This is a genomic window from Mesorhizobium sp. M4A.F.Ca.ET.022.05.2.1, assembly GCF_003998845.1.
Taxonomy (GTDB): domain Bacteria; phylum Pseudomonadota; class Alphaproteobacteria; order Rhizobiales; family Rhizobiaceae; genus Mesorhizobium.
In genome coordinates this window covers 1-16,417 of sequence record NZ_RZOJ01000103.1, presented here as the reverse complement: position 1 = coordinate 16,417, position 16,417 = coordinate 1, and the positions used below count along the sequence as shown (strand labels likewise).

Annotated in this window: 14 protein-coding genes and 1 tRNA gene; 10 read left to right on the top strand and 5 right to left on the bottom strand. The window is 64.9% G+C overall.

Annotated features, from left to right (window positions below; all coding sequences use genetic code 11):
- The 3 genes from EN745_RS14105 to EN745_RS14095 all read right to left on the bottom strand — a co-directional run.
- On the bottom strand, positions 1–747 hold a 747-nt coding region (locus EN745_RS14105), incomplete at its 3' end, for an aldo/keto reductase (RefSeq protein WP_145992026.1).
- A gap of 93 nt (positions 748–840) precedes the next feature.
- The gene (locus EN745_RS14100; RefSeq protein WP_127407111.1) at positions 841–1,233 is read right to left on the bottom strand and encodes a DUF305 domain-containing protein; all 393 of its coding nucleotides are present in this window, start codon (positions 1,231–1,233) and stop codon (positions 841–843) included.
- Positions 1,234–1,276: 43 nt separating this feature from the next.
- A complete protein-coding gene (locus EN745_RS14095; protein ID WP_127421538.1) occupies positions 1,277–3,784 on the bottom strand; it encodes a heavy metal translocating P-type ATPase in 2,508 nt (835 codons plus the stop codon).
- A gap of 209 nt (positions 3,785–3,993) precedes the next feature.
- Between EN745_RS14095 and EN745_RS14090 the strand changes: the two genes are divergently transcribed.
- From EN745_RS14090 to EN745_RS14070, 5 genes are all read left to right on the top strand, one after another.
- On the top strand, positions 3,994–6,795 hold the full coding sequence (locus EN745_RS14090) for a [protein-PII] uridylyltransferase (protein ID WP_126056810.1): 2,802 nt from the start codon (positions 3,994–3,996) through the stop codon (positions 6,793–6,795).
- 40 nt (positions 6,796–6,835) lie between these two features.
- Positions 6,836–8,434, top strand: a complete 1,599-nt coding sequence (murJ, locus tag EN745_RS14085; RefSeq protein WP_127421537.1) for a murein biosynthesis integral membrane protein MurJ — start codon at positions 6,836–6,838, stop codon at positions 8,432–8,434.
- A gap of 383 nt (positions 8,435–8,817) precedes the next feature.
- Positions 8,818–9,885: a tryptophan--tRNA ligase gene (trpS, locus tag EN745_RS14080; protein WP_126056812.1), complete on the top strand. Its 1,068-nt coding sequence runs from the start codon at positions 8,818–8,820 to the stop codon at positions 9,883–9,885.
- 102 nt (positions 9,886–9,987) lie between these two features.
- Positions 9,988–10,479 (top strand): universal stress protein, encoded by a 492-nt coding sequence (locus EN745_RS14075; RefSeq protein WP_126056813.1) that lies wholly within the window; start codon positions 9,988–9,990, stop codon positions 10,477–10,479.
- 276 nt (positions 10,480–10,755) lie between these two features.
- On the top strand, positions 10,756–11,325 hold the full coding sequence (locus tag EN745_RS14070; RefSeq protein ID WP_126056814.1) for a NifU family protein: 570 nt from the start codon (positions 10,756–10,758) through the stop codon (positions 11,323–11,325).
- A gap of 161 nt (positions 11,326–11,486) precedes the next feature.
- Here EN745_RS14070 and EN745_RS14065 read toward each other — a convergent pair whose 3' ends face one another.
- Complete coding sequence (locus tag EN745_RS14065; protein ID WP_126056815.1) at positions 11,487–12,104, bottom strand: L,D-transpeptidase; 618 nt, start codon at positions 12,102–12,104, stop codon at positions 11,487–11,489.
- 227 nt (positions 12,105–12,331) lie between these two features.
- Between EN745_RS14065 and cueR the strand changes: the two genes are divergently transcribed.
- Both cueR and EN745_RS36995 read left to right on the top strand, forming a co-directional pair.
- Entirely contained in the window at positions 12,332–12,748 is a 417-nt protein-coding gene (cueR, locus tag EN745_RS14060) for a Cu(I)-responsive transcriptional regulator (protein WP_126056816.1), read from the top strand.
- Between the two features lie 28 nt (positions 12,749–12,776).
- Complete coding sequence (locus EN745_RS36995) at positions 12,777–13,856, top strand: LysE family translocator (RefSeq protein ID WP_245455268.1); 1,080 nt, start codon at positions 12,777–12,779, stop codon at positions 13,854–13,856.
- Positions 13,857–14,201: 345 nt separating this feature from the next.
- Here EN745_RS36995 and EN745_RS36990 read toward each other — a convergent pair whose 3' ends face one another.
- Positions 14,202–14,306 (bottom strand): Imm53 family immunity protein, encoded by a 105-nt coding sequence (locus EN745_RS36990; protein WP_189347523.1) that lies wholly within the window; start codon positions 14,304–14,306, stop codon positions 14,202–14,204.
- A 223-nt stretch (positions 14,307–14,529) separates the two neighbouring features.
- Between EN745_RS36990 and EN745_RS14040 the strand changes: the two genes are divergently transcribed.
- The 3 genes from EN745_RS14040 to EN745_RS14030 all read left to right on the top strand — a co-directional run bounded on the left by EN745_RS14040 (position 14,530) and on the right by EN745_RS14030 (position 16,352).
- Positions 14,530–14,603 (top strand) — tRNA-Cys (locus EN745_RS14040).
- A gap of 62 nt (positions 14,604–14,665) precedes the next feature.
- Entirely contained in the window at positions 14,666–15,166 is a 501-nt protein-coding gene (locus tag EN745_RS14035) for an MmcB family DNA repair protein (RefSeq protein ID WP_189347525.1), read from the top strand.
- 439 nt (positions 15,167–15,605) lie between these two features.
- Positions 15,606–16,352 (top strand): SDR family NAD(P)-dependent oxidoreductase, encoded by a 747-nt coding sequence (locus tag EN745_RS14030; RefSeq protein WP_126056819.1) that lies wholly within the window; start codon positions 15,606–15,608, stop codon positions 16,350–16,352.
- The last annotated feature ends 65 nt before the right edge of the window (positions 16,353–16,417 follow it).

Here is a 16,417-nt window from a genome sequence, read left to right as displayed (position 1 = left end):
GTTCTGGCGGACATGCTCGGGCTTGCTCGCCTTCGGAATGGCGATGACGCCTTCCTGGCCCATTACCCAGGCAAGGGCGATCTGCGCGGCCGTCGCGTTGTGGCGGGCGGCGATGGCTTCCAGCCGGCCATTGCGCGCCAGCGCGCCCTGCTCGACCGGCGAATAGGCCATCAGCGGAATGCCGCGCTCCCGGCTCCAGGGCGCGAGGTCGAATTCGGGGCCGCGACGCGCAAGATTGTAGAGCACCTGATTTGTCTGGACGCTGCTGCCGTCGCGCAGCCCGACCAGTTCCTCCATCTCATCGGTGTCGAAATTGCTGACGCCCCAATGGCGGATCTTGCCGGTCGCCTTCAGCGCCTCGAAAGCCTCGACGGTCTCGGCCAGCGGCACGCTGCCCGGCCAGTGCAGCAGATAGAGGTCGATGCGGTCCGTGGCGAGACGCCTCAGACTGTTCTCGCAGGCCCGCTTCACCCCGGCGCGCGAGGCATTGGACGGCAGCACCTTGCTAACCAGGAACAGCTCGTCGCGCCGCCCGGCGATGGCCTCCGCCACCACTTCCTCGGCGCCGCCGCTGGCATACATCTCCGCGGTGTCGATCAGCGTCATGCCGAGGTCGAGCCCAAGCCGCAAGGCCCTCACCTCGTCGGCGCGGTGGCGGCTGTCCTCGCCCATTTTCCAAGTGCCCTGGCCGAGCACCTGGACGGCTTCGCCCGAGGGCAATGTGGTGGTTCTGATGGTCGATGGCATGACTGGGCTCTCACTGACGGCGGGATCGCATCACAGCCGCGATAGGAAATCCAGTGGTGCCAAGCCCGCCCGGATTTCTCGCGTGCCAAAAACCTACTTCGCCGGATGGGCGGCGAGCCAGGCCTGCATCTCCTTGATCTCGGCCTCCTGCGCCTTGACGACACCTTCGGCGAGCCTGCGGATTTCCGGATCCTTGCCGTTGGCGAGCACCACCTTGGCCATGTCGATGGCGCCCTGGTGATGCGGGATCATGCCGCGGACGAAGTCGACGTCGGCATCGCCCGAATACTCATCTGCCATCATGGCGGCATGCATCTTGTCCATCGCCGCCTTGTAGCCGGCGGTCGAAGGGCTCTCCGCGCCCATCGCCATGCCGGACATGTCGTGCTTCATCTCCTGCGACTGCGCCGGAACGCTTTCGAGGAAGACGGCGAGCAGCATTCCCGCCGCCATCAGCAGCAACACGATCTTCTTGGCCAAGGTCATCCAGTATCTCCTGTTGATGGATAGTCGTATTTGGGAGCTTCGATCAGAGTTTCAACGTCCTCAGCCGCAATGCGTTGCCGATGACCGAGACCGAGGACAGGCTCATCGCCGCCGCCGCCAGCATCGGCGACAGCAGCGTGCCGGTGAGCGGGTAGAGCACGCCCGCCGCGACGGGCACCCCGAGCACGTTGTAGAGGAAAGCGAAGAAAAGGTTCTGGCGGATGTTGCGGATCGTCGCCTGGGCAAGCGTGCGCGCCCTGACGATGCCGTTGAGATCGCCCTTGACCAGCGTGATGCCGGCGCTTTCCACCGCAACATCGGCGCCGGTGCCCATGGCGATGCCAACATCGGCGGCGGCAAGTGCCGGCGCATCGTTGACGCCGTCGCCGGCCATGGCGACACCTGCGCCCTTGGTGCGCAGTTCCTCGACCAGCGCGCCCTTCTGCTCGGGCAGCAGGCCGGCGCGCACTTCGTCGATGCCGAGCTTGCCAGCTATGGCGCTCGCCGTGCGCTCATTGTCGCCGGTCGCCATTATGATCCGCAAGCCGCTGTCATGCAGCGCCCGGATCGCCTCGGCCGTCGTCGCCTTGACCGGGTCGGCGACGGCGACGATGCCGGCCAGCCTGCCGCCGATGGCGACGAACATCGCCGTCTTGCCCTCGCCCCGCAGCGCGTCCGCCGGCCCTGAAACCGAGCCCGTGTCGATGCCGAGATCGGCCATCATCGCCGGATTGCCGAGCGCGACCTTGCTGCCCGCCACCGTGCCGGAGACGCCCTTGCCGGTGACGGCCTCGAAGTCGCCGGCATCGGCTATCTTGATACCGCGGTCCGCCGCACCCTCGACGATCGCCTCGGCCAGCGGATGCTCCGAACCCTTCTCAAGCGAGGCGGCCAGCGCCAGAAGTTCGTTTTCCGCGATGCCGCCGGCGGGGACGACGTCGGTCAGCCGCGGCCGGCCCTCGGTCAGCGTGCCGGTCTTGTCGACGATCAGCGTGTCAACGGAAGCGAAGCGCTCCAGCGCCGCCGCCTCCTTGATCAGCACGCCGGCATGGGCGCCGCGTCCGGTCGCCGTCATGATCGACATCGGCGTCGCCAGCCCCAGCGCGCAGGGACAGGCGATGATCAGCACCGACACCGCCGAGACGATGGCGAAGATCAGGCTGGGCTGCGGCCCGAGGATCGCCCAGGCGGCGAAGGCGGCGAGCGCCACCAGCACGACGGCCGGCACGAAATAGAAGGAAACGCGGTCGGCCAGGCCCTGGATCGGCGCCCGCGAGCGCTGCGCCTTGGCAACCAGTTCGACGATGCGCGACAGCGTCGTCTCGGCGCCGATGCGCTCGGCGCGCATGACCAGCGAGCCGTTCTTGTTGAGCGTGCCGCCGGTCAGCGCGTCGCCCTCGGTCTTTTCGACCGGCAGCGGCTCGCCGGTGATCATCGATTCGTCGATCGCCGAGCGCCCCTCGAGCACGACGCCGTCAACCGGGACGGCATCGCCCGGACGGATGCGCAGCCGGTCGCCGGCCTTGACCGTATCGAGCGGCACGTCGCTCTCGGAGCCGTCGGCGCCGATCAGCCGCGCCGTCTTCGGTGCCAGGTCGAGCAGTGCGCGGATGGCCGAGCCGGTGCGCTCGCGGGCTCTGAGCTCCAGCACCTGGCCGAGGAACACCAGTGCCACGATGACGGCGGCGGCCTCGAAATAGACAGGCACGGCGCCGCCATGGCCGCGGAACTGGTGTGGAAAGATGTCCGGAAACAGCGTGGCGGCGACGCTGTAGAGGTAGGCCGCGCCGACGCCGAGCGAGATCAGCGTCCACATGTTGGGGCTGCGGTTGCGGATCGAGTCCCAGCCGCGATGGAAGAACGGGAACGCCGCCCACAGCACGACAGGGCTCGCCAGCGCTAGCTCCGCCCATGTCTTCGTGCGGTCGTCGATTAAGCTTTCGAAGCTCAGGCCGAGCATAGGCGCCATGGCGATGACGAGCAGGGGCAAGGACAGCACTGCGCTGACCCAGAATCGCCGGGTGAAATCGACAAGTTCGGGATTCGGACCCTCGTCGCCGGTCGGCACTCCCATCGGCTCCAGCGCCATGCCGCAGATCGGGCAAGCGCCCGGCTTGTCGCGGATGATCTCGGGATGCATCGGACAGGTGTATTGCGTGCCCTTCGGCATCGGCTGTGGTGCCGGCCGGTCGCCGAGATAATTGGCCGGCGCGGCCTCGAACTTGCCCTTGCAGCCGGCCGAGCAGAAGTAGAAGCCCTGGCCCTCGTGGCGGATAAAGTGTCTGGCGCTGGAGCGATCGACACTCATGCCGCAAACGGGATCGGTGGCGGTCAGGTATCTTTCCGGATCGGCGTCGAATTTCGAACGGCAGCCCTCGCTGCAAAAATGATGGATCTGGCCGCCATGCTCGGCGGTCGGCTTGCCGGCGGTCTGATCGACCGTCATGCCGCAGACCGGATCGCGGATGACCGCCTCAGCGGCAGGCGCGGTACCCTTCGCGGAGCAGCAGCCGCCGCCGTGCGCGTGGTGATCTTGGTCGGAATGGGCCATTGGGAATGCCTCTTATGTCGCGATCTGAGGCCGAGGTAGTGCTTCCAGTAACTGGAAGGTCAAGGGTCGGCCGTATTTTTTCCGCCAGGCAATTCCCGGCCGGTCGAGGCAGCGGAATCCCGTATTGTCGGCGTGTCCGTCCGCCCCATACCCAGCACCGCGAAAACGCGCTATAGACGCCGCCAAAAAGGCAAGGCCGACCCGGGCATATGGCAAAAATCTCCCTGAAACTCGACGAGTTGATCGACGGCGTGATGCTGCGCCACGACATGACGGCGCTCACCGCGGCCCATGCCGGCGACGGTTCAGGGCCGGCGACGCGCGCGGCCGTCCTGCAGCTGCTCAAGGCGCGGCTCGCCGGCGGCCGCAAGATCGCGGAGGCCATGCTCAGGGAGGACGGCGGCGGCACCGCCTGCGCCGCCCGGCTGTCGCACGTCATGGACGAGATCATCCGGGCGCTCTACGATTTCGCCGCCACCCACGTCTATCGCGTCAAGAACCGCTCCGCGGCCGAGCGCATGGCGGTGGTGGCGGTCGGCGGCTACGGCCGCGGCACGCTGGCGCCGGGGTCCGACATCGATCTGTTGTTCCTGCTTCCCTACAAGCAGACGCCTTGGGGCGAGCAGATCGTCGAATACATGCTCTACATGCTGTGGGACCTCGGCCTGAAGGTCGGCCACGCCACCCGCAACATCGACGAATGCCTCAGGCTGTCGCGCACCGACATCACGATCCGCACCTCGATCCTGGAGGCGCGTTTCCTGTGGGGCGAGCAGAAACTTTATGACGAGCTTTTGACGCGTTTCGACCATGAGGTGGTGCGCACCACCGGCCCCGAATATGTGCAGGCCAAGCTTGCCGAACGCGACGATCGCCACGCCAAGGCCGGAGAAAGCCGCTATCTGGTCGAACCCAACGTCAAGGACGGCAAGGGCGGGCTGCGCGACCTGCAGACGCTGTTCTGGATCGGCAAATACTTCTACCGGGTGCGCACCGGCGAGGAGTTGGTCGAGAAGGGTGTCTTCACCGAGGCCGAATACCGGGAATTCCTCAAGGCCGAGGATTTCCTCTGGGCGGTGCGCTGCCAGATGCACTTCCTCACCGGCAAGGCTGAGGAGCGGCTGCATTTCGACATCCAGCGCGAGATCGCCGAACGGCTCGGCTATACCAGCCATCCCGGCCTGTCGGCGGTCGAGCGCTTCATGAAGCACTACTTCCTCGTCGCCAAGGATGTCGGCGACCTCACCCGCATCTTCTGCGCCGCGCTCGAGGAAGAGCAGGCCAAGCACGTGCCTGGTTTCAACCGCATCTTCCTCACCTTCCAGCGTCGCAAGCGCAAGCTGGCCGGCACGTCCGATTTCATCGTCGACAATCACCGCATCAACGTCGCCGACGACATGGTGTTCGAGCGCGACCCGGTCAATCTGCTCAGGCTGTTCTGGTTCGCCGACAAGCATGGGCTGGAGTTCCACCCCGACGCGCTGAAGCTGCTCACCCGCTCGCTCGGCCTCGTCGGCAAGGCGCTGAGGCGCGACGAGGAGGCCAACCGGCTGTTCCTCGACATTTTGACCTCGGACCGCTACGCCGAGCTCAATCTCAGGCGCATGAACGAGGCGGGGCTGCTGAGCAAGCTGATCCCGGACTTCGGCAAGATCGTCGCCATGATGCAGTTCTCGATGTACCACCACTATACGGTGGACGAGCACCTGATCCGCTGCATCGGGGTGTTGGCCGAGATCGAGCGCGGCGACGGCGAGAAGGTGCACCCGCTGTCGCACTCGCTGATGCCGGGGCTGAAGAAGAGCCGCGAGGCGCTCTATGTCGCCGTGCTCCTGCACGACGTCGCCAAGGGGCGGCCGGAGGATCATTCGGAAGCCGGCGCCCGCATCGCGCGGCGCATCTGCCCGCATATGGGGCTGTCGGCCGCCGACACCGAGACGGTGGCCTGGCTGGTCGAGAACCATCTCGTGATGTCGATGACGGCGCAGACGCGCGACCTCAACGACCGCAAGACGATCGAGGATTTCGCCTCGATCGTGCAGTCGGTCGAGCGGCTGAAGCTGCTGTTGATCCTCACCGTCTGCGATATCAGGGGCGTCGGGCCGGGCGTCTGGAACGGCTGGAAGGGGCAGTTGCTGCGCACGCTGTACTACGAGACCGAGCTGCTCTTGACCGGCGGCTTCTCCGAAGTGTCGCGCGCCGAGCGCACTTCCGCGGCGCGCGAGCGGCTGGCCGAGGCGCTGGCCAACTGGCCGGCAAAGGAGCGCAAGCGCTACGTCGCCCAGCACTACGAGAACTACCTGCTGACCGTCGACCTCGCCGACCAGCTGCGCCATGCCGAGTTCGTCCGCGAGGCTGATGCCGCCGACAAGAAGCTCGCCACCATGGTCAAGACGCACGAGTTCGAGGCAGTGACCGAGATCACCGTCCTGGCGCAGGACCATCCACGCCTGCTGTCGGTGATCGCCGGCGCGTGCGCCGCGGCCGGCGGCAACATCGTCGACGCGCAGATCTTCACCACCTCCGACGGCCGCGCGCTGGACACGATCCTGATCTCGCGGGAGTTCGACCGCGATGAGGACGAGCGCCGCCGCGCCGAGCGCGTCGGTCGGCTGATCGAGGACGTGCTGTCGGGCAAGAGCTGGCTGCCGGAAATGATCGAGAAGCGCACCAAGCCCAAGCGCGGCGCCAAGGTCTTCCGCATTCCGCCGCGCGCCGAGATCCGCAACACGCTGTCGAACCGCTTCTCGGTGATCGAGATCGAAGGGCTCGACCGACCGGGCCTGCTCTCCGAGGTCACCGGCGCGCTCTCGGACCTGTCCCTCGACATCGCCTCGGCCCACATCACCACTTTCGGCGAGAAGGTCATCGATACCTTCTATGTCACCGACCTCACTGGACAGAAGATCGACAGCCCGACGCGCATGGCCACCATCCACAAGCGGCTGATCGAATCGCTCGAAGGCATCGCGCCGGAGCGCGGCGGCAAGTCCAAGGCCGCCGCCGAGTGACCATCACTTTGTCCCAATCGCACAGGCAGTCTCCCCGCGCATGAGCCTTGTCAAGAAATTCGCCACCGTCGCTTCCGGCACGCTGATGAGCCGCGCGCTCGGCTTCGGCCGCGAGATGCTGATGGCGGCGGCGCTGGGCACCGGACCGGTGGCCGACGCCTTCAATGCCGCCTTCCAGTTTCCCAACACCTTCCGCCGGCTGTTCGCCGAGGGCGCCTTCAACGCCGCCTTCGTTCCGCTGTTCGCCAAGGAGATCGAGACGCATGGCACCGATGGCGCCAAGCGCTTCTCCGAGGAAGTGTTCGGCGTGCTGTTCTCGGCGCTGCTGGCGCTGACCATCGCCATGGAGCTGGCGATGCCGCTGATCGTGCGCTACCTGGTGGCACCGGGCTTTGCCGACACGCCGGGGAAGTTCGAGACGACGGTCACGCTTGCGACTATCATGTTCCCCTATCTCATCTGCATGTCGCTCGGCGCGATGATGGCCGGCATGCTGAATTCGCTGCGCCGCTATTTCGCGGCGGCGATCGCGCCGGCCTTCCTCAACATCATTCTGATCAGCGTGCTGGGTTACGCCTGGTATAACGGGCTGGACGCGCATGATGTCGGCTTCGGCCTGTCCTGGGGCGTGCTTGCGGCGGGCATCGTGCAGCTCGCCATCGTCTGGGTGGCGGTGCGCCATGCAGGCATCTCGATCGGCTTCCGCCGGCCGAAGATGACGCCGAGCGTCAAGCGGCTCTTGATCCTGGCGCTGCCGGCGGCGATCACCGGCGGCATTACCCAGATCAACCAGCTGATCGGCACGGCGATCGCCTCGGCGCAGGACAGCGCGGTGTCCTCGCTCGCCTATGCCGACCGTATCTATCAACTGCCGCTTGGCGTCGTCGGCGTTGCGGTGGCGATCGTGCTCTTGCCGGAACTGTCGCGCGCCTTGAAATCGGGCAACCTGATCGAAGCGGCGAATCTGCAGAACCGTTCGGTCGAATTCACGCTGTTCATGACCCTGCCGGCTGCGGCCGCGCTCTGGGTGATGTCGGAGCCGATCGTGCGGCTGGTCTATGAGCGCGGCGCGTTTGCCGCCAACCACTCGACGCCGATCGTGGCCTCGATCCTGGCGATCTTCGGCCTCGGCCTGCCGGCCTTCGTGCTGATCAAGGCCTTCACGCCGGGCTATTTCGCGCGCGAGGATACGCGCACGCCGATGATCTTCGCCGCCATCTCGGTCGGCGTGAACGTCGCCACCGCGCTGACGCTGTTCCCGTCGATGGGCGCGCCGGGCATCGCGGTCGCATCGGCCGTCGCCGGCTGGGTCAACGCCATGATGCTGCTTGCCGTACTGATCCGGCGCGGCCATTGGGGCCGCGACATACCGCTGTTGAAGCGCATTCCCAGGCTGGTCCTGTCGGCGGCGGTGATGGCCGTTGCCCTTTACTTCGCCGAGCACTGGTTCGCCGCAAGGCTGGGGCCTGACGCGCCGCTGGTGATCAAGGCGACGACGCTGCTGGCGCTGGTCGCCGGCGGAGCGACGCTTTACTTCGTCACCGCCTTCGCCACCGGCGGCGCCGATTTCGGCATGATCCGCAGGAACGTGAAGCGCAAGAGCCCGCCGCCGGTCAAGGAACCGTTTCCAGATCCGTAAGCCTGACTGCAGCGACCCCAGCCGACAGGCATCAGTCTTCGCCAGACAATTCGTCGCAAACCGAGCGCGGCGATGACGGCGCCTTTCTCCCCATCACTATACGAGGAGAAATGTCCGGCAGGACAATGAGGGGGAGGCGCGGACCTGTCAGGCCGAGGTACAGACGCAACAAGCGTGACACGAACACCACTGAGCAGGAAATCCACCTGATGCGATTGCTCTGCCGTGATCTCCGCCTCTTGATCCTCTCCACGCTCTCGTCCATAAGCGCGCCGTCGCAAGACTTTCGCCGCGCGCGGTCTCCAGCCGCGTGATTGGCTCCGAAAAGTCTGCAACTTTTCGGAATCACGCTGATACGGCCCTCCACAAGCCATGAGGACATCATGACCGCCTTCAAGCCGCTCGTCTTTTCCGGCGTCCAGCCGACCGGCAATCTGCATCTCGGCAATTATCTCGGCGCCATCAAGAAATTCGTGGCCCTGCAGGTCCAGTCCGATTGCATCTATTGCGTCGTCGACCTGCATTCGCTGACCGCGCAGCTCGTCCATGACGACCTTGCTGACCAGACGCGCTCGATCACCGCCGCTTTCCTCGCCTCCGGCATCGACCCGAGGAAGCACATCGTCTTCAACCAGTCGCGGGTGATGCAGCATGCCGAGCTTGCCTGGATCTTCAACTGCGTGGCGCGCATCGGCTGGATGAACAAGATGACGCAGTTCAAGGACAAGGCCGGCAAGGACCGCGAGAACGCCTCGCTCGGCCTGCTCGCCTATCCGAGCCTGATGGCGGCCGACATCCTGCTTTACCGCGCCACCCATGTGCCGGTGGGCGAGGACCAGAAACAGCACCTCGAACTGACCCGCGACATCGCCCAGAAATTCAACAACGACTTCTCGGACCGCATCGCCGCTCTGGGTGTCGGCGTCGAGATGCAGGTTGGCGAGGAGACCGTGAACGGCTATTTCCCGATCACCGAACCGGTGATCGGCGGGCCGGCAGCGCGCATCATGAGCCTGCGTGACGGTTCGAAGAAGATGTCGAAGTCGGACCCGTCGGACCTGTCGCGCATCAACCTGACCGACGATGCCGACACCATCTCGAAGAAGATCCGCAAGGCCAAGACCGATCCGGAAGCCTTGCCGAGCGAGGTCGACGGGCTGGAAAGCCGGCCGGAAGCGGAAAACCTGGTCGGCATCTATGCCGGGCTGGCCGAAATCTCCAAGGCCGACGTGCTGAGGGAATTCGGCGGCCAGCAGTTCTCGGTGTTCAAGCCGGCGCTGGCCGACCTTGCGGTCGAGAAGCTTGCGCCGGTGGCCGGCGAGATGCGTCGTATCGAAGGCGACCGCGCCTATGTCGACGCGGTGCTGAAGGACGGCGGCGAGCGCGCCGGCGTGCTGGCGGAATCGACGATGCGGACGGTGCGCGACATCATCGGCCTTTTGCAGGACTGATCGATCCAATCTCGTTGATCGCTACTGCCATGAGGGCCGGCGGCTTGCCGCCGGTCCGTGGCGGTGGCAGATTGCGGCCGAATTGACACCGAGCAGATAGACATGGTCTCCAAACGTCTCAGCCGTGAAGTTGGCCACCGCCGCAAATTCCTGGCGATCATCGACGACACGCCGGAATGCGAGCGCGCCGTCGCCTATGCCTCGAAGCGGACGCAGAGCACCAGCGGCGTGCTGGTGCTGCTCTATGTCATCGAGCCGGACGATTTCCAGCACTGGCTGGGGGTCGAGAAGATCATGCGCGAAGAGGCGACCGCGACGGCGCGCGCCGCGCTCGATACTTATGCCAACAAGGTTCGCCAGAAGCTCGGCATCGAGCCGGAACTGGTGGTGCGCGAGGGCAAGCCGACCGAAGAGATCCACAAGCTGATCGAGGAGGACCAGGACATCGCCATCCTGGTGCTGGCGGCGGGCGCCGGCAAGGAAGGCCCCGGACCTCTCGTCAGCGCGGTGGCCGGCAGGGGCGCCGCCTTCCCCATTCCGGTCACCGTGGTGCCGCAGAATCTGTCAGACGAGGAGATCGACAGCCTCGCCTGAGATGCGTTGGTATTCAGGTGAGGCCGGCCTGCAAATGGCGGCTTCCTGCGCTTCCGTGCTCATGTACTTCAAGTACCCCTCGCTCCGGTTCTCGGAACCCGCCGTTCCCGACTCGGCCTGACCTGAATCCCGACACATCTCAACGTGGGTGCAGGAGACCCGCAAAAACATTCCGCCAGCCAGCCGTTCGGGCGACGCGTTTCGCTTGAATGTCCAGCCGATAGGTCCTATTTAGAATTATTCCAAACTTCCGCCCGAAGGGGCATGGAGACCGTCATGTTCATCCAGACCGAGTCGACGCCGAACCCGGCGACGCTGAAGTTCCTGCCCGGCAAGGAGGTGCTTCGCGAAGGCACCGCCGATTTCCGCGACGCCGACGGCGCTGCCGCCGCCTCGCCGCTGGCCGGCCGGCTGTTCGAGATTCCCGGCGTGACCGGCGTTTTCTTCGGCTATGACTTCATCACCGTGACCAAGGACGGTCCCGACTGGCAACATCTGAAGCCGGCGATCCTCGGCGCCATCATGGAGCATTTCATGTCGGGCGCGCCAGTCATGGCCACGAGCGGCCCGGCTGCCGAAACCAGCCAGACCGGCGAATTCTACGACAAGGCCGACGAGGAACTGGTCATCACCATCAAGGAACTGCTCGACACGCGGGTGCGCCCGGCGGTTGCGCAGGACGGCGGCGACATCACCTTCCGCGGCTTCGAGAACGGCACCGTATTCCTGCACATGAAGGGCGCCTGCGCCGGCTGCCCGTCGTCGACGGCGACGCTGAAGCACGGCATCCAGAACCTGCTCCGACACTTCGTTCCCGAGGTGCAGCAGGTCGAGCAAGTGGCTTAATCCCACCGTTCCCTTATCCGCAGTCAACAAAAAACCGGGCCGAATTGCCCGGTTTTCTGTTTTAGGACGTCCATTTGTTGCCTAGACGGTCCGCGCACGAAACTTTTTAGTTGACCATGATCTTTCCCGAAAACCGGTTCCCACTTTCGGGATCATGGTCCTTACATCACGATGACCTTGGCGCCGACCGAGGTGCGGTCGTAGAGGTCGATGATGTCCTGGTTCATCAGCCGGATGCAGCCCGACGACATCGCCTTGCCGATCGAATTCCATTCCGGGCTGCCATGCAGTCGGTAGCCCATGTCGCCGCCCTTGTTGAACAGATACATGGCGCGCGCACCGAGCGGGTTCTTCAGGCCCGGCTCCATACCGCCAGCGAATTTGGCGAGTTCCGGCTGGCGCTTGATCATCTGCGAGGGCGGCGTCCAGGTCGGCCATTCGCGCTTCAGCGCGATGCGGGCGGTGCCGTGCCACTCGAAGCCTTCACGACCGACGCCGATGCCGTAGCGTATCGCCAGCCCGTCGCCCTCGACGAAGTAGAGGAACTTGTTCTGGGTATCGACGATGATGGTGCCCGGCTTTTCCTTAGTGTCGTAGTCCACTTCCTGGCGATGGAAGCGCGCCGGAACCTTCTCGATCGGGATGCGCGGCAATTGATAGCCCGCATCGGTAACCGCGCCATAGTCGTTGGTGAAGAGTCGCGAGCCGATGGTGCTGCAACCGGAAATCGCGGTCGACAGCGCAAGAGCAGCGACGATTGCAAAAGACTTCAAGCGCATGAATAGGTCCGATGCCCAGCCCGTTGATCGCGGCACGAGTCGGCCGCTTTTTCCTGAAACCATTCATGCTGGCATTTCTTTTGCTTGCCAAGCACGCACTGCCTATATGCAAGACCTTACCTGCCGGTAAGGCCGCGACTGCGGCATTTCGGCAACAGGACTCATAGGATTGTGAAGCAAAATCAATGGGCCGGTCCGGCGGGACGGGCGAAGTCGAGGAAAGTGCCATGAATGTCGGAGATGCCGCGGAGCGGTCGGGGCTGCCGGCCAAGACCATTCGTTACTATGAAGAGATCGGCCTGATCGCGCCTTCGCGCGCCAGCAACGGCTATCGCGACTATTCCGGCGACGACATCCACCGGCTGGCCTTCCTGCGCCGCGCGCGCAATCTCGGCTTCTCCATCGACGACTGCCGCCAGCTGATGGCGCTCTACCAGGACCGCGAACGCGCCAGCCACGACGTGCGCGAGATCGCCGCAGCCCATGTCAGGGCGATCGAGGAGAGGGTGCGCGAGCTGCAATCGATGCGCGCCACCTTGCAGACGCTGGTCCACGCCTGCCACGGCGACCACCGCCCGGACTGCCCGATCCTGGACGACATGGCGGGCTTGACCGTGGACGAGCACAGCAAGACGGCGAACTGATCGCCGCAGCCACGACAGGATCGCGCCCTTGCCAACCACCACGGCCCTGCTGACCTTCATCGCGGCGCTGGTGGTGCTCGAGATCACGCCCGGCCCCGACATAATGCTGGTGATCGCGCGCGGCATCAGACAACGGCGGCGGATCGCCCTGCTCACCGTCGTCGGCATGATCTTCGTGGCCGGCGTCGTGCAGGTCGGCCTGCTCGTGCTCGGCATCGCGTCGCTGCTGCAAGCCTATCCGGCGGGCCTCACCGCGCTGAAATGGGCCGGCGCGCTCTACATGCTCTATCTCGGCGTCAGGATGATCGCGTCGAGCCTGGGCGGCCAGAAAACGAAGCGTCTCGCCGTGAGCCGCATTTCAGACTGGTCGGCGGTCCGCGAAGGGACGATCAACAGCCAACCCGAAATCCCTGCTCTTCATGTTCGCCTTCCTGCCGCAGTTCGTCGATCCGGGTTCCGGTCCGGTGTGGACCCAGCTCGTCGTTCTGGGCACCATCCAGAAGCTGGGAGGCATCCTCTCGCCGGGCTCGGTGGCGTTGGCATCCCACACCATCGGCCAATGGCTCTACCGCTGGCCCGGCCTGCTGGCCTGGCAGCAGCGTTTCACGGGCGTGGTGATGATCGGCCTGAGATTGAGGCTGCTGCTCTCCGGCAATTCGGGATCGGCTCCCGCGGCGCGGGCGTAAGCCCGGCGATTTGCCGGCAGTCCAGGGGGCGGCGATGGCTATGCCGTTCGCGAACGCTTCTTGCCGGGTTTGCGGCTGGTGGTCTGTTTGATGAACAATCTGGCGTGTTCCGCCCAATCGGCTGTCGTGACGCCATGCTCGCGAACCGACTTCCTGAACATCTCGCGCAGCGTATCGAGATCGAAGGCCGAAAGCCTCTCGCCATTCGATACCGCTCTGTCCACCGCCATTTCCGCCCCGAAAGCAACAAGAAACATATATGTTTCTATATGATCGGCGCTCTCGACCTTTCAAGGCTGAAAACGGTTCCGGCGCTGACTTCTTTTGGGTGCAATTGGCGCCCTTGCGTGACCACCGTCCAATCGTTTCCGGGTGTTCCCATTCAGCCGGGCGCTGTTGCTGAACCGCATCCGCGCCTTTGAGCGCCGGACAGGCGGTGAACCCGCGTCTTTCCCTGGACGGAAAGACGCGGGCCAGGTTGCCACCTGTTGCAATCACCAGCGGCGAATGCAAGCGGACACAACCATTAACGGTAGCTAATGTCCAGATGGCGGGGTCTCGGGTGGGCCCAGAGAGCTCACCGGACGTTCGTCGCCGAGTCTCGAAACGTCTCAAGAAACGAACCAAGGTGGAGCGGGCCACCAACGCTCTGAAACACGTTGTCCTCTGTCCAGCACGCCCACAGTCGGTTTTGTGCTCGTAGTTGTGCCTTATCAAATCAAGGGTCCGCCCATCGCAGTCCGTCCCTGCAAGGTCGACTTTAATGACTACCCCGGATTATCGATGGTGCCGATCGAAGGACCAGACTGGTGCTCCCAGTCCCCATCGCATTGTGCTTTGTACCATCGGGCCAACCAATCCAGAACGTCCATCCAGCCAAGCTACCGGACCGGCATTAGCGTGGGAAGAAGGCTTTCGACCAAAGCGGGTCTGTCAATATACAAACGCCATGCGTCGAAGCTCACGGCAGGGCAGATCACGGAATTGGAGCGCCGGAAGGCGGGATGGCAGTTGGTGTCCATTTTACGTCGCCAGCGCCGCGTGATCATCGACCAGGTTGACTAGGCGCTATTGGATTGGGCATAGACGCATCAAGGTCTGAGGGCGGGACGGTGACGCATCGGTCTGCAAAACCGACGTAATGGGTTCAATTCCCATTCAGACCTCCAGCAATCCAGGCTTGATTATTGCTGGGTTCAAACCGTGAACAAAATCTGGCATGGTGCCGGCCATGCCCATCATCTCACCGATTCCCATCAACCCCTTGATCGACGGCCGCCAGTCGGAGCGCGCCATGCTGGTGCGACGCGGGGTGCAGCGGCTGCTCGCCGAAATGGGCGCGCATGTGCTGCCGGAACTGTCGCTCGCCACCGGCCGGCGAGCCGATCTCGTCGCGCTGACCCGGCAGGGCGACATCTGGATCATCGAGATCAAGTCCTCGATAGAGGATTTCCGCGTCGACCGCAAATGGCCCGATTACCGGCTGCATTCCGACCGCTTCTTCTTCGCCACCCATCCCGGCGTGCCCTCGGACATCTTTCCGGAGGAATGCGGCTTCATCCTCTCCGACGGCTATGGCGCGGAGATCCTGCGCGACGCGCCGGAGCACCGCATGGCGGCGGCGACGCGCAAGGCGCTGATGCTGCGCATCGCCAGGGCGGGCGCGGCGCGGCTTTTGGCGGCGGAGCTTGCCGGTGTTTCGGTGCCGGCGCTGGATGGCGAGAGCGAGTAACCGGCCGGCTGACCGAGTTGGCTGAAGCTTCATCCTGCAGGCCTTCCGCCGCTCCTCGTCCGGCTGTCGCCACCTTCTCCTATCGAATATGGCGCTCCCCCTCTCCGTCTCGGCTTCGCCGAGCCACCTCTCCGCCACATATAGTGGGGGCGAGGAACCCAAGCTTTCCGAGGCCGCGACCTGGGCGGTTAGCGTTTCCTCGCCCCCATGGAATGGGGGAGAGGTGGCCGGGCAGCGGCCGGAGCGGGGGCTGGCGCTGCCATATGCGATTGCCGTGCCATAAACGAAGAGAAGGTAACAGGCAGCGACCTTGGCGCGAGCCTTGTCGATCACCCGTGAGAACTTTTTCGATCCCGCACCGATGATTTCCGCTGACCCCGGCTGTCCTCATCAACAGGCGCGACCGGATGGTCCGGCGGCCCGGAATGAGAGGTGGTCCATGGGATCGTTGGAAGGTCAGAATGTCGTCGTCATCGGAGGCAGCCGGGGTGTCGGCCGCTCGATCGTGGAAGCAGCGCTTGGCGAAGGGGCAACGGTGCTGGCCGTCGCCCGCGGTACCGCCGCGCTAAAACAGCTTGCCTGGGAGAAGCCGGACGTAAAGACCCTGGCGGTCGACGCGACGGAAGAGAGCGCGCCCGAAGCCGTTTTCGACGCGCTTGCGGCGGATGTGCTGGTGGTCTCGGCGGGCGCGCTTGCCGCATCCGCGCCGGTGCAGGAGCAGAGCTGGGAAGTGTTCTCGGCAAACTGGGAGATGGACGTCAAGGCGTCGTTCCTGTTCTGCAGGGCCGCGCTTCAGGGTCGGCTCAAGCCAGGGAGCCGGGTGGTGTTGATCTCCAGCGGGGCGGCCTTCAGCGGCGGGCCGCCGAATTCCGGCAGCTATGGCGGCGCCAAACGCATGCAGGTGTTCCTGGCCGGCCACTGCCAAAAAGAGTCGGACCGGCTCGGCCTCGGCCTGCGCTTCATGGCGCTTTCGCCGATGCGCATCATGCCCGGCACCGGGGTCGGTGACCGCGGCATCGACAGCATTTCGGCCTATATGGGCATCCGCCCGGCGGACTTCCTGGCCAGCATGACGGACATGCAGACCCCGGCCGATGTCGGGCGCGCGGTGGTCCAGCTCGCCACCGCGAAGCAGCAAGGCAGTTCCTTCGTGGTGAGTGGCGCCGGACTTGCGGCGGCGGCATGAGGCGCGCAGGATGCCGGCCGAACTCAGCCCCGCAGGCTCCGCATGACAGACGCTCCCGGCGCTTC